Raw genomic sequence first — 12370 nt, 5'->3', positions numbered from 1 at the left:
GATGATCTTGGAAGTACTAATGGTGCCGAAGGCCGGACTCGAACCGGCACGTATTTCTACGGTTGATTTTGAATCAACTGCGTCTACCGATTTCGCCACTTCGGCACTGAAGGGGATGCGGAAACGTTGTGGATTATACCTGTCGCGCGCCGCCATGCAAGCGACGACGCGCGAAACCCGCGCTAAGTGCCCAAAAAACCAGCGTCCTTCGTCACTCCAGCTCAGACACCGCCAGCCGTATCACCCTCGCCGCCTTCTGCTCCGGCAGCGCCAGCACCTTGGCCCACATCTCCTGCACCATATCGCAGGAGAGCTTCTCTTTGCCCGCCGCCTTCTCCGGCATCTGCAGCAGCTGGATGTCCTCGCCGTACTTATCGGCAAGTGCCTTCATTATCGGTCGCACATCCTCGACAGCCGCCTCGCGTTCGGCCGGGGTCACGGTGTGGCGGTTTTTGCCGTAAGCCGCGCGCATCATGTCGGCATCGGCCTGCATGCGCCGCGTCATCAGGTCTTTATCCAGCATGCGCATCGGGTTCACGCCGCCCTTCACCATCGGGTAGAGGAAGCGGAAGCAGGCGTCGTCGCTCACCTTCTGGATGGCGGCGGTCTGCTCCATGTTGATAGTCATGTAGTTCACCACGTTGGCGTCCGGGGCGTTTTGCAGGCGCGACATCTGCAAATGCAGGATCTGCGGCTGGATGGTGTCGATAATCTGCTGCTCCGGCTCGCCCGCCTTTTGCAGGGCGGACATCTGGTCGAGGATGCGCTGATGCAGCGCGGGCTCCTGCTCCTTAATCACCTGCCAGGCGGGCATCGCGTTGAGGGTGTTATCCATCTCTCGTTCCGGGGCGCGCTGCCTGTCGAAAAACACCCAGAACGCCACGGCGGCAGCCGCAATGACGACAATCACAATACGGGTCCACGTTTTATTCATCTCGCATCCTTATCCTTTCGCTATGCCGGTTTACACCGGCACGCCGCTGTGGAAGCGAAACTCGTTGTCCGGTGTCGAGATAAGTGTGGCTTCAATTTCGCCAAAAAGCTGTATGCGCGGTGAGATATCGTCGTCACTCACCTGCTGGGCCAGCGTCAGGTAGTCCTGATAGTGGCGCGCTTCCGAGCGCAGCAGCGAGAGATAAAACCTCTGCAGGTCGTCGTCGAGGGACGGGGCCAGCGCGGCGAAGCGTTCGCAGGAGCGGGCTTCGATGTAGGCGCCGCAGATGAGCTTGTCGATCAGCGTCAGCGGCTCGTGGGTGCGCACTTCCTTCAGCATCCCTTTGGCGTAGCGGCTGGCGGTGATTTTGACGTACGGAATGTCGCGAGCCAGCATCGCCTCGCGCACCTGCCAGAAGTGGTGCAGCTCCTCTTTAATCAGCAGCACCATGCTGTCGATGAGCGCCTGGCCCCACGGGTCGTCGGTTTTGGGCATCACGCTTTTGCCAATCTGCCTGTGCAGGGCGATGAAGTCCGGCTCTGGGCCGTCGCGGAAGGTGAACTGTTCGTAGGGTTTGAGCCAGTCGAGCAGCGCGTCGGCACCGCTTTCGTCGGCGACGTATTTACGCACCAGCAGCAGCGCGGTCTGGGCGGCCTTGAGCTCGCACACCATGTGGTCGGTGAGCAGCAGCGGCAGGTTCGCCGGGTCGCGGGCTTTATCAATCCATGCTTGCGGGGTCGGGCACTGGAGGAAGTTGAGTACGGGGGCGAGTATCTGCGGGTAATCCATGGTTCTGCCTTGAAAAAGCGGTGGCGCGTGCCACCGCCTGAATCACTTAGTGACGCACGCCGTCGTCGTCTTCGTCGACGTAATCTTCGTCGTCGCCCTCTTCGCCGTCTTCACCGTTCGGATCTTCGAAGTAGGTTCCCCAGCCGTCGTATTCCACTTCAAACTTCTCGGCCAGGTTCATCAGCTGTTCGACCTGCGCGTCGATCAGCTCCGCCTTCAGCGCGCCTTCGCTCAGGATGTCGCAGCAGATGACGGTGTCGCCCTCTTCCACTTCCAGCTCTTCCGGCTCGGTCACTTCGTAGCCCAGCTTGAAGGCTTCCACGGCCATTTTTTCCAGCGCGTCGAAATCATCCGCAGAGAAATGGTGCTCGATGGTGTACAGCGCGTCCGGATCGCTACCGTCTTCCAGCAGCTCTTCAATAATCAGACGCGTCTCTTCGCGTTGCTCTTCCAGGTGTTCCGGGTTTGCCATGGCTCAATCCTCTTTAAAGTGCGGCAGATACTTCTATTTTCACACACGGGCGGGTTTGCCTCCACCTTTGTTGGAAAGATTTGTGAAACGGGGTTGCAAATGAATAATTACACATATAAAGTGAATTTTAATTCAATAAGTGGCGTTCGCCATGTGAGGATAAAATGTCTGATCTGTACAAGAAACACTTTCTGAAATTGCTCGACTTTACCCCTGCACAGTTCACTTCTCTGCTGACCCTTGCCGCACAGCTCAAAGCCGATAAAAAAAATGGCAAGGAAGTACAGAAGCTTACCGGTAAAAACATCGCGCTCATCTTCGAAAAAGACTCGACCCGTACACGTTGCTCTTTCGAAGTTGCCGCATTTGACCAGGGCGCGCGCGTCACCTATTTAGGGCCGAGCGGCAGCCAGATTGGGCATAAAGAGTCAATTAAGGACACCGCGCGAGTGCTCGGGCGGATGTACGACGGCATTCAGTATCGCGGCCACGGCCAGGAAGTGGTCGAAACGCTGGCGCAGTACGCGGGCGTGCCGGTGTGGAACGGGCTGACCAACGAGTTCCACCCGACCCAGCTGCTGGCGGACCTGCTGACCATGCAGGAGCACCTGCCGGGCAAGGCGTTTAACGAGATGACGCTGGTCTACGCGGGCGACGCGCGCAACAACATGGGCAACTCAATGCTGGAAGCAGCGGCACTGACCGGGCTGGATCTGCGCCTGGTGGCTCCGAAGGCCTGCTGGCCGGAAGAGAGCCTGGTGGCGGAGTGCAGCGCGCTGGCGGAGAAGCACGGCGGGAAAATCACCCTGACGGAAGACGTGGCGGCGGGCGTGAAGGGCGCGGACTTTATCTATACCGACGTGTGGGTGTCGATGGGCGAAGCCAAAGAGAAGTGGGCGGAGCGTATCGCGCTGCTGCGCGGGTATCAGGTAAACGCGCAGATGATGGCGCTGACCGGGAATCCGGACGTGAAGTTTCTGCACTGTCTGCCGGCGTTCCATGACGACCAGACCACGCTCGGCAAGCAGATGGCGAAGGAGTTCGATCTGCACGGCGGGATGGAGGTGACGGACGAGGTGTTTGAGTCGGCGGCGAGCATCGTGTTCGACCAGGCGGAAAACCGGATGCATACGATTAAAGCGGTGATGGTGGCGACGCTTGGGGAGTGATTTAATCCTCTGCGGCCTGACGCCCTCACCCCGGCCCTCTCCCACTGGGAGAGGGAGAACACCCGGCCCACAGGCCCGTGCAAGCGAAGCGCCGCCGGGCGAATCAGGCGACGATGCGGCCTGACGCCCTCACCCCGGCCCTCTCCCACGGGGAGAGGGAGAACACCCGGCCCACAGGCCCGTGCAAGCGTAGCGCCGCCGGGCGAATCAGGCGACGATGCGGCCTGACGCCCTCATCCCGGCCCTCTCCCACGGGGAGAGGGAGAACACCCAGCCCGTAGGCCCGTGCAAGCGTAGCGCCGCCGGGCGAATCAGGCGACGATGCGGCCTGATGCCCTCACATCGGTCCTCTCCCACGGGGAGAGGGAGAAAACCCGGCCCGTAGGCCCGTGCAAGCGAAGCGCCGCCGGGTGAATCAGGCGACGATGCGGCCTGGTGCCCTCACCCCGGCCCTCTCCCACGGGGAGAGGGAGAACACCCGGCCCGTAGGCCCGTGCAAGCGTAGCGCCACCGGGCGAATCAGGCGGTGATGCGGTCTGGTGCCCTCACCCCGGCCCTCTCCCACGGGGAGAGGGAGAACACCCGGCCCACAGGCCCGTGCAAGCGTAGCGCCACCGGGCGAATCAGGCGACGATGCGGCCTGATACCCTCACCCCGGCCCTCTCCCACGGGGAGAGGGAGAACACCCGGCCCGTAGGCCCGTGCAAGCGTAGCGCCGCCGGGCGAATCAGGCGACGATGCGGCCTGATGCCCTCACCTCGGTCCTCTCCCACGGGGAGAGGGAGAAAACCCGGCCCGTAGGCCCGTGCAAGCGTAGCGCCGCCGGGCGAATCAGGCGACGATGCGGCCTGATGCCCTCACCCCGGTCCTCTCCCACGGGGAGAGGGAGAAAACCCGGCCCGTAGGCCCGTGCAAGCGTAGCGCCGCCGGGCGAATCAGGCGGTGATGCGGCCTGACGCCCTCATCCTGGCCCTTTCAAACACCCGTTTCAGGCAACAAGCATCTTAACCACTACTTTACGCACCTGCGCCGGTGCCCCCACCGCGCACAGCGGCTTATGCACCTCACCCGGCCAGAACACCACAAAATCCCCTTCGCTCAGCACCACGGTTTTCTCCTGTTCGCCTTCCGGCAGGAACGCGATGTCTTTGTCCGCCAGCCAGTCGGTGTCCGGCATGCCGGGCGGCAGGGTGCTGAAGGTCATCCCTTCCTGACCCTTCATCACGATCTGGATATCCAGATAGCGCGCGTGGTACTCGGCGCGGCGCTCGGCGAACGGCAGGGTCATGTCTTCAGAGACAAGATAAAACAGGCGGCTGCCGTTGATGTCGTGCTTGCCGAGCGGTGTGGCGTCGGTGACGTGGGCTTTTACGTGCTCAATCGCCTGGCGCAGATCGTCAGGCAGCCAGGACTGCAGATGGTGGATGTTGCCAATAATCATTAGAAAACCCTCAATATAAAACAATGTTTCATTTTTATCTTTTATACGAGAATCCAGGCTGCCATACCAGCCCTTTTTGGACGAGGCTTGCGCGAGCGCATGTTTATCGGGAAAGGTGTTAATTTGCTGTTAAGCCCTCGCAGGCATTTATGCAATCATTATGCATATCTTCAGTTCTTCGTTATCACGGCCTTGCGCTAACTTACTGATCGTCATGCCTTAACAACAAAACTCGCTACAGCTTCACATTTTATCACTTTGATAATTTGCTATTAAATTCAATAAATATTTATTGATTTTCCTTAAGCCAAAAATAGTTAATTAGCAATATTGCATAGCCATTCCCTGTCGCCTTCAAACACAATTAAAATCAATGGCTTAACAAAATATTTCAAAGCATGAAATTCTACAAAACACTAACAACTGCAAATAATGACAACGGATATTGCTTAGCTATTCACCTCGCCAGAATAACCAATTAATCATTATCTGATGCGAATCATGCAAATGAAAACAACCCCCTTAATATCCGTTTTCGCGTGAGCAATATCACAATACGGATTATTTAACTGCCTAGTATGAATCACGAAATCAATTGAGCTTAGCCGCCATGCAATTAAACACATCACATGGCGCATGCCCTTTTTATTCTGAAAAACAGTTAAAGGAATAATTATGGAAAAGCATTACGTCGGTTCTGAAATTGGTCAATTGCGTAGCGTTATGCTGCACCGCCCAAATTTAAGTCTGAAACGCTTAACGCCATCGAATTGTCAGGAGCTGCTTTTCGATGACGTGCTCTCGGTTGAGAGGGCGGGTGAGGAGCATGACATCTTCGCAAATACGCTGCGCGAGCAGGGTGTGGAAGTCCTGCTATTGACCGACCTTCTTACACAAACCCTTGATATTGCAGAAGCGAAAGCCTGGCTGCTGGATACGCAAATCTCCGACTATCGCCTCGGCCCAACCTTTGCCGGCGACGTGCGCGGCTGGCTGGCGGATATGCCGCACCGTGAACTGGCGCGCAGGCTGAGCGGCGGATTAACCTACGGTGAAATACCGGCGGCCATTAAAAATATGGTGGTGGATACCCACACGGCGAATGATTTTATTATGAAACCGCTGCCGAACCATTTATTTACCCGCGATACCTCGTGCTGGATTTATAACGGCGTCTCTATTAACCCAATGGCCAAACCGGCCCGTCAGCGTGAAACCAATAACCTGCGGGCAATATATCGCTGGCACCCGGCGTTTGCCGACGGCGATTTTATTAAGTATTTCGGCGACGAGAATATTAATTACGACCACGCCACCTTAGAAGGCGGTGACGTATTAGTGATTGGCCGCGGCGCGGTATTGATCGGCATGTCCGAGCGCACGACGCCGCAGGGCGTGGAGTTCCTCGCCAACAGCCTGTTCAAACACCGCCAGGCCGAGCGAGTGATCGCCGTTGAGCTGCCAAAACACCGCTCCTGCATGCACCTCGACACCGTCATGACCCACATCGACGTGGATACCTTCTCCGTCTACCCGGAAGTGGTGCGCAAAGACGCCCAGTGCTGGACGCTCACCCCGGACGGTCGCGGCGGCCTGCAGCGCACCCAGGAAACCGACCTGCTGCACGCCATCGAGAAGGCGCTCGGCATTAACCAGGTGCGTCTGATCACCACCGGTGGCGACGCCTTTGAGGCCGAACGCGAGCAGTGGAACGACGCCAATAACGTCCTCACCATCCGCCCCGGCGTGGTGATCGGCTACGAGCGCAACGTCTGGACCAACGAGAAGTACGACAAAGCGGGCATCACCGTGCTGCCCATCCCTGGCGACGAGCTCGGACGCGGCCGCGGCGGCGCGCGCTGCATGAGCTGCCCACTGGAACGCGACGGAATTTAAAGGAGCCATCATGGAACGAAAACCCACTCTGGTTGTGGCCCTGGGCGGCAACGCGCTGCTCAAGCGCGGCGAGCCGCTTGAAGCGGAGATCCAGCGCCAGAACATCGAGCAGGCCGCCCGCACCATCGCCGGGCTGACGGCGCAGTGGCGCGTGGTGCTGGTACACGGCAACGGGCCGCAGGTCGGGCTGCTGGCGCTGCAGAACAGCGCCTACGACAAAGTCACGCCCTACCCGCTGGACGTTCTCGGCGCGGAAAGCCAGGGAATGATCGGCTACATGCTCCAGCAGGCGCTGAAAAACAGCCTGCCGCAGCGGGAGGTGAGCGTTCTGCTCACGCAGGTGGAAGTGGACGCCGCCGACCCGGCCTTCAGCAACCCGACCAAGTACATCGGCCCGGTCTACAGCGAAGCCCAGGCAAAAACGCTGGCGGCGGAGAAAGGCTGGGTGTTTAAGGCCGACGGCAGCTACGTCCGCCGCGTGGTGCCGTCACCGCAGCCGAAGCGCATCGTCGAGAGCGACGCCATCACGGCGCTGATCCAGCGCGACCACCTGGTGATCTGCAACGGCGGCGGCGGCGTACCGGTGGTGGAACACGCTAACGGCTATCGCGGCATTGAGGCGGTAATCGACAAAGACCTCTCCGCCGCCCTGCTGGCGCGCCAGATCGAAGCCGATGCCCTGCTGATCCTCACCGATGCCGACGCGGTGTACCTCGACTGGGGCAAACCGACCCAGCGTCCGCTGGCGCAGGTGACGCCGGAACTGCTCAGGGGCATGCAGTTCGACGCCGGATCGATGGGGCCGAAAGTGGCCGCCTGCCGCGAGTTCGTTGAAGCCTGTAACGGCATTGCCGGGATCGGCGCGCTGGCCGACGGCGCGGAGATCCTCGCGGGCGAGAAAGGCACGTTGATTCGTAACTGAACACTCATTTTAAAAAGGATTTAGCCATGACCATCAACCTGAAAAACCGCAACTTCCTGAAACTGCTGGACTACACCCCGGCGGAGATCCAGTACCTGATCGACCTCGCCATTGAGCTCAAGGCCGCCAAAAAAGCCGGGCGCGAGAAGCAAACCCTGGTCGGGAAAAACATCGCCCTGATCTTTGAAAAAACCTCCACCCGCACCCGCTGCGCCTTCGAAGTGGGCGCGTTCGATCAGGGCGCGCAGGTGTCCTATCTCGGCCCAAGCGGATCGCAGATTGGCCATAAAGAGTCGATGAAAGACACCGCCCGCGTGCTGGGCCGCATGTACGACGGCATCGAATACCGCGGCTACGGCCAGGCCATCGTTGAAGAGCTGGGCGAGTACGCGGGCGTGCCGGTGTGGAACGGCCTGACCGACGAGTTCCACCCAACCCAAATCCTCGCCGACCTGATGACCATGCTGGAGCACTCCCCGGGCAAAACCCTGCCGGAGCTGAGCTTTGCCTACCTCGGGGACGCGCGCAACAACATGGGCAACTCGCTGATGGTTGGCGCGGCCAAGATGGGGATGGATATCCGCCTCGTCGCGCCGAAATCCTTCTGGCCGGAAGCGGGGCTGGTTGAGCAGTGCCGCGCCATCGCAAAAGAGACGGGCGCGCGCATTACCCTCACCGACGACGTGGAAGAAGGCGTGCAGGGGACCGACTTCCTCTACACCGACGTGTGGGTCTCCATGGGCGAGCCGAAGGAAGCCTGGGCCGAGCGCGTCAGCCTGATGAAGCCGTATCAGATTAACGCCCAGGTGATGAAGGCCACCGGCAACCCGAACGTCAAGTTCATGCACTGCCTGCCGGCGTTCCACAACGAGCACACCAAAGTGGGTCGCGAGATCGAGATGGCGTACGGGCTGAAGGGGCTGGAGGTGACGGAAGAGGTCTTCGAATCACCAAACTCCATCGTCTTCGACGAAGCAGAGAACCGCATGCACACCATTAAAGCGGTCATGGTGGCGACACTCGGCGACTAATCACCGCCCGGCGCGCCGCGGGTGCGCCGGGTTTAAGGAGAACATCATGGGCAAGTTTAAGTTTCCCTCCGCTTACACCATTCTCTTTTTTCTGATTGCCGTTGTGGCGGCGCTGAGCTGGGTCGTTCCCGCCGGTCAGTATCAGATGGCGATGAACGACACCCTCGGTAAAGAAGTCCCGATTGCCGGAACCTACTCGCACGTGGCCGCACATCCGCAGGGGCTGGTTTCCGTCCTGATGGCGCCCATCGCCGGGCTGTACGATCCGGTTTCCGGCCAGGCCGGAGCGATCGACGTGGCGCTGTTTATTCTGATCATCGGGGGATTTCTCGGGATCGTCACCAAAACCGGGGCGATTGACGCCGGGATCGAGCGCGTCACCACCCGACTGCGCGGACGCGAGGAGTGGATGATCCCGATCCTGATGGCGCTGTTTGCCGCGGGCGGCACCATTTACGGCATGGCCGAAGAGTCGCTGCCGTTCTACACCCTGCTGGTGCCGGTGATGCTGGCCGCCAGGTTCGATCCGGTTGTCGCCGCCTCCACCGTGCTGCTCGGGGCGGGGATCGGCACGCTGGGTTCCACCATTAACCCGTTTGCCACGGTCATCGCCGCCAACGCCGCCGGGATCCCCTTTACCAACGGCATCGCACTGCGCGTGGCGCTGCTGGTCATCGGCTGGATCATCTGCGTGGCGTGGGTGATGCGCTACGCCCGCAAGGTGCGCAAGGATCCCTCGCAGTCTATCGTTGCAGACAAGCAGGAAGAGAACCTCGCCCATTTCCTCGGCAACAAAGGCGAACAGTCGCTGGAATTCACCCCGGTGCGCAAAATCATCCTGGTGATTTTTGCCCTCGCCTTCGCGGTGATGATTTACGGCGTGGCGGTGCTGGGCTGGTGGATGGCGGAGATCTCCGCAGTATTTCTCGCCAGCGCGATTATCGTTGGCCTGATTGCCCGCATGAGCGAAGAGGAGCTGACGTCGACGTTTATCAACGGCGCGCGAGATTTGCTGGGCGTCGCGCTGATTATCGGCATCGCGCGCGGTATCGTAGTCATCATGGATAAGGGCATGATTACCCACACCATTTTGCACAGCGCGGAAGGGCTGGTCAGCGGGTTGTCCACGGTGGCGTTTATCAACGTGATGTACTGGCTGGAGGTCGTGCTGTCGTTTCTTGTGCCTTCTTCATCCGGCCTGGCCGTTCTGACGATGCCGATCATGGCACCGCTTGCTGATTTCGCTAACGTCAACCGCGACCTGGTGGTCACGGCTTACCAGTCGGCCTCCGGCATCGTAAACCTCGTCACGCCCACCTCTGCCGTCGTGATGGGCGGGCTGGCTATCGCCCGGGTGCCCTACGTGCGCTATCTGAAATGGGTGGCGCCGCTGCTGGCGATCCTGACGGTGGTGATTATGGTGGCGTTAAGTCTGGGGGCGTTGTTGTAATTTGCCGGATGGCGCTGCGCTTATCCGGCCTACGGATCGGTGCGGTGTCACCGGTTATTTCGGGAACTGATATGGGAAACATGATGGATTACGAAGAGTACTCTCCCAAAGAACAACTGCAGCTCACGGTGTGCCAGCGTTTGATCGCCGAAAAGAGTTATCTTTCGCAGGAAGAGATTCGCCGCGACCTGCAGGAGAGAGGGTTTGACAGCATCAGCCAGTCGACCGTTTCGCGATTGCTGAAGTTGCTCGGAGTCATAAAAATTCGAAATGCCAAAGGGCTAAAGATTTATTCGTTGAATCCCCAGCTGCGCCCTGCCCCCGATGCTGCACGTACCGTTTCGGAAATGGTGGTGAGCGTCGAGCATAATAGCGAGTTTATCCTTGTCCATACCGTCGCCGGATATGGCCGCGCGGTGGCGCGTATTCTGGATTATCACCAGCTTCCGGAAATATTAGGCGTGGTGGCCGGCAGCAGTATCGTCTGGGTCGCTCCGCGGGTGGTGAAGCGCACCGCGCTGGTGCATAAGCAAATTAATTATTTACTCAGAACGAATTAATATTCATAAAGAACCGTTTGCATTGAGTAAAGCGTGCATTAAATCGCTTGATCCGAAAAGCGAGCTGCGTATAATGCCCGACAATTTGCCGGGAGGAAGCATGGTCAAGCGTGTACGACATAACGTCTTACCGCGTCTGAAATCAGACGCTGGCCTGCCGTTTTTCTTCCCGTTGCTAAACCTATTCCCAGAGCCCCTCATTTGAGGGGCTTTTTTTTGCCCGGCGTCAGGAGATAAACATGAATCCGCTTTATCAAAAACACATCATTTCCATAAACGACCTCAGCCGCGAAGAGCTGGAACTGGTTCTGGAAACCGCGGCAAAACTGAAGGCCAATCCGCAACCGGAGCTGCTGAAGCACAAGGTGATTGCGAGCTGCTTCTTTGAAGCCTCGACCCGCACCCGCCTCTCCTTTGAGACCTCCATGCACCGCCTGGGCGCGAGCGTGGTGGGCTTCTCGGACAGCAGCAACACGTCGCTGGGTAAAAAAGGCGAGACCCTCGCGGACACCATTTCAGTCATCAGCACCTACGTCGACGCGATTGTGATGCGTCATCCGCAGGAGGGCGCGGCGCGCCTGGCGACCGAGTTTTCCGGCGGCATTCCGGTACTCAACGCCGGTGACGGTGCCAACCAGCACCCAACGCAGACGCTGCTGGATCTGTTCACCATTCAGGAGACCCAGGGCAAGCTTGAGAACCTGAACATTGCCATGGTTGGCGACCTGAAATACGGCCGCACCGTTCACTCCCTGACCCAGGCGCTGGCGAAATTTAACGGCAACCGCTTCTACTTCATCGCCCCGGACGCGCTGGCGATGCCGCAGTACATTCTCGACATGCTGGACGAGAAAGGCATTGCGTGGAGCCTGCATGCCAGCATCGAAGAGGTGATGAGCCACGTGGATATTCTGTACATGACCCGCGTGCAAAAAGAGCGCCTGGACCCGTCCGAATACGCCAACGTGAAGGCGCAGTTCGTGCTGCGCGCCAGCGACCTGGAAGGCGCACGCGACAACATGAAGGTCCTGCATCCGCTGCCGCGCATCGATGAGATCACCACAGACGTGGACAAAACGCCGCACGCCTGGTACTTCCAGCAGGCAGGAAACGGCATCTTCGCCCGCCAGGCGTTACTGGCACTGGTTCTGAATCGCGAATTAGCTCTGTAAGGGGAGACGACCATGACACACGATAACAAACTCCAGGTTGAAGCCATCAAGCGTGGCACCGTGATTGACCACATCCCTGCGCAGGTGGGCTTTAAGCTGCTGACGCTGTTCAAACTGACCGAAACCGACCAGCGCATCACCATCGGCCTGAACCTGCCGTCGGGCGAGATGGGCCGCAAAGATCTGATTAAAATCGAGAACACCTTCCTGACCGACGAGCAGGTTAACCAGCTGTCGCTGTACGCGCCGGACGCCACCGTCAACCGCATCGACGAGTATGAAGTGGTCGGTAAATCCCGCCCGAGCCTGCCGGATCGCATCGAAAACGTGCTGGTCTGCCCGAACAGCAACTGCATCAGTCATGCTGAGCCGGTTTCCTCCAGCTTTGCAGTGAAAAAACGCGCCAATGACATCGCGCTCAAATGCAAATACTGTGAAAAAGAGTTTTCTCATTATGTGGTGCTGGCCAACTAATTGAGGTTGGTAATGAAATCCCGGCTGTTATAATGGCCGGGAACATTCTTAACGCTGTAA

At 58.9% G+C, this 12370-nt stretch carries 14 protein-coding genes, 1 tRNA gene and 1 pseudogene; 10 read left to right on the top strand and 6 right to left on the bottom strand.

Annotated features, from left to right (window positions below):
* Window positions 1-20 precede the first annotated feature (20 nt).
* From V1587_RS05225 to rraB, 4 genes are all read right to left on the bottom strand, one after another.
* Window positions 21-105 (bottom strand) — tRNA-Leu (locus V1587_RS05225).
* A 106-nt stretch (window positions 106-211) separates the two neighbouring features.
* Window positions 212-934, bottom strand: a complete 723-nt coding sequence (locus tag V1587_RS05220; protein ID WP_371899446.1) for a topoisomerase II — start codon at window positions 932-934, stop codon at window positions 212-214.
* A gap of 30 nt (window positions 935-964) precedes the next feature.
* Window positions 965-1723 carry a tRNA isopentenyl-2-thiomethyl-A-37 hydroxylase MiaE gene (miaE, locus tag V1587_RS05215; protein ID WP_371899447.1) on the bottom strand — a complete coding sequence of 253 codons (759 nt, stop codon included), beginning with the start codon at window positions 1721-1723 and terminating at the stop codon, window positions 965-967.
* Between the two features lie 46 nt (window positions 1724-1769).
* Window positions 1770-2195, bottom strand: coding sequence for a ribonuclease E inhibitor RraB (gene rraB, locus V1587_RS05210; protein ID WP_014882320.1), 426 nt, complete (start codon window positions 2193-2195; stop codon window positions 1770-1772).
* A gap of 99 nt (window positions 2196-2294) precedes the next feature.
* On the opposite strand from rraB, the gene V1587_RS05205 reads away from it, so the two are divergent.
* Together V1587_RS05205 and argF (V1587_RS05200) are read left to right on the top strand one after the other, a co-directional pair.
* Complete coding sequence (locus tag V1587_RS05205; protein WP_213014347.1) at window positions 2295-2390, top strand: hypothetical protein; 96 nt, start codon at window positions 2295-2297, stop codon at window positions 2388-2390.
* Window positions 2360-3364, top strand: coding sequence for an ornithine carbamoyltransferase (gene argF, locus V1587_RS05200; RefSeq protein WP_010427327.1), 1005 nt, complete (start codon window positions 2360-2362; stop codon window positions 3362-3364). The genes V1587_RS05205 and argF (V1587_RS05200) overlap by 31 nt, the downstream gene beginning before the upstream one ends.
* Before the next feature lie 988 nt (window positions 3365-4352).
* Here argF (V1587_RS05200) and V1587_RS05195 read toward each other — a convergent pair.
* Window positions 4353-4805: a YhcH/YjgK/YiaL family protein gene (locus tag V1587_RS05195; RefSeq protein ID WP_371899448.1), complete on the bottom strand. Its 453-nt coding sequence runs from the start codon at window positions 4803-4805 to the stop codon at window positions 4353-4355.
* Window positions 4806-5480: 675 nt separating this feature from the next.
* Here V1587_RS05195 and arcA point away from each other — a divergent pair.
* The 5 genes from arcA to V1587_RS05170 all read left to right on the top strand — a co-directional run bounded on the left by arcA (window position 5481) and on the right by V1587_RS05170 (window position 10664).
* On the top strand, window positions 5481-6701 hold the full coding sequence (arcA, locus tag V1587_RS05190) for an arginine deiminase (protein WP_023334320.1): 1221 nt from the start codon (window positions 5481-5483) through the stop codon (window positions 6699-6701).
* A gap of 10 nt (window positions 6702-6711) precedes the next feature.
* Window positions 6712-7623, top strand: a complete 912-nt coding sequence (gene arcC / locus V1587_RS05185; RefSeq protein WP_032661347.1) for a carbamate kinase — start codon at window positions 6712-6714, stop codon at window positions 7621-7623.
* Between the two features lie 26 nt (window positions 7624-7649).
* A complete protein-coding gene (gene argF / locus V1587_RS05180) occupies window positions 7650-8654 on the top strand; it encodes an ornithine carbamoyltransferase (RefSeq protein ID WP_371899449.1) in 1005 nt (334 codons plus the stop codon).
* Between the two features lie 46 nt (window positions 8655-8700).
* Window positions 8701-10104: a YfcC family protein gene (locus tag V1587_RS05175; protein ID WP_371899450.1), complete on the top strand. Its 1404-nt coding sequence runs from the start codon at window positions 8701-8703 to the stop codon at window positions 10102-10104.
* 80 nt (window positions 10105-10184) lie between these two features.
* A complete protein-coding gene (locus V1587_RS05170; RefSeq protein ID WP_039024059.1) occupies window positions 10185-10664 on the top strand; it encodes an arginine repressor in 480 nt (159 codons plus the stop codon).
* A gap of 3 nt (window positions 10665-10667) precedes the next feature.
* Here the strand turns inward: V1587_RS05170 and V1587_RS05165 are convergent.
* Window positions 10668-10785 (bottom strand): annotated as a pseudogene (locus tag V1587_RS05165) (hypothetical protein).
* Between V1587_RS05165 and V1587_RS05160 the strand changes: the two are divergent.
* The 3 genes from V1587_RS05160 to pyrI are packed head-to-tail and all read left to right on the top strand — an operon-like array spanning window position 10765 to window position 12310.
* Window positions 10765-10869 carry a pyrBI operon leader peptide gene (locus V1587_RS05160; protein WP_022646880.1) on the top strand — a complete coding sequence of 35 codons (105 nt, stop codon included), beginning with the start codon at window positions 10765-10767 and terminating at the stop codon, window positions 10867-10869. The pseudogene V1587_RS05165 and the gene V1587_RS05160 sit on opposite strands and share 21 nt — an antisense overlap.
* Before the next feature lie 34 nt (window positions 10870-10903).
* Complete coding sequence (pyrB, locus tag V1587_RS05155) at window positions 10904-11836, top strand: aspartate carbamoyltransferase (RefSeq protein WP_032651472.1); 933 nt, start codon at window positions 10904-10906, stop codon at window positions 11834-11836.
* A 12-nt stretch (window positions 11837-11848) separates the two neighbouring features.
* Window positions 11849-12310 (top strand): aspartate carbamoyltransferase regulatory subunit, encoded by a 462-nt coding sequence (gene pyrI / locus V1587_RS05150; protein ID WP_059354971.1) that lies wholly within the window; start codon window positions 11849-11851, stop codon window positions 12308-12310.
* The last annotated feature ends 60 nt before the right edge of the window (window positions 12311-12370 follow it).

Source organism: Enterobacter sp. ECC-249 (genome assembly GCF_043965265.1).
GTDB lineage: Bacteria > Pseudomonadota > Gammaproteobacteria > Enterobacterales > Enterobacteriaceae > Enterobacter > Enterobacter quasiroggenkampii.
This window is presented reverse-complemented; position numbering and strand designations above follow the sequence as displayed.

Bases quoted from the DNA above. Each gene is read 5' to 3' on its own strand.
- V1587_RS05220 (WP_371899446.1), bottom strand. From the start codon at position 934: ATGAATAAAACGTGGACCCGTATTGTGATTGTCGTCATTGCGGCTGCC.
- miaE (WP_371899447.1), bottom strand. From the start codon at position 1,723: ATGGATTACCCGCAGATACTCGCCCCCGTACTCAACTTCCTCCAGTGC.
- rraB (WP_014882320.1), bottom strand. From the start codon at position 2,195: ATGGCAAACCCGGAACACCTGGAAGAGCAACGCGAAGAGACGCGTCTG.
- V1587_RS05205 (WP_213014347.1), top strand. From the start codon at position 2,295: ATGAATAATTACACATATAAAGTGAATTTTAATTCAATAAGTGGCGTT.
- argF (WP_010427327.1), top strand. From the start codon at position 2,360: ATGTCTGATCTGTACAAGAAACACTTTCTGAAATTGCTCGACTTTACC.
- V1587_RS05195 (WP_371899448.1), bottom strand. From the start codon at position 4,805: ATGATTATTGGCAACATCCACCATCTGCAGTCCTGGCTGCCTGACGAT.
- arcA (WP_023334320.1), top strand. From the start codon at position 5,481: ATGGAAAAGCATTACGTCGGTTCTGAAATTGGTCAATTGCGTAGCGTT.
- arcC (WP_032661347.1), top strand. From the start codon at position 6,712: ATGGAACGAAAACCCACTCTGGTTGTGGCCCTGGGCGGCAACGCGCTG.
- argF (WP_371899449.1), top strand. From the start codon at position 7,650: ATGACCATCAACCTGAAAAACCGCAACTTCCTGAAACTGCTGGACTAC.
- V1587_RS05175 (WP_371899450.1), top strand. From the start codon at position 8,701: ATGGGCAAGTTTAAGTTTCCCTCCGCTTACACCATTCTCTTTTTTCTG.
- V1587_RS05170 (WP_039024059.1), top strand. From the start codon at position 10,185: ATGATGGATTACGAAGAGTACTCTCCCAAAGAACAACTGCAGCTCACG.
- V1587_RS05160 (WP_022646880.1), top strand. From the start codon at position 10,765: ATGGTCAAGCGTGTACGACATAACGTCTTACCGCGTCTGAAATCAGAC.
- pyrB (WP_032651472.1), top strand. From the start codon at position 10,904: ATGAATCCGCTTTATCAAAAACACATCATTTCCATAAACGACCTCAGC.
- pyrI (WP_059354971.1), top strand. From the start codon at position 11,849: ATGACACACGATAACAAACTCCAGGTTGAAGCCATCAAGCGTGGCACC.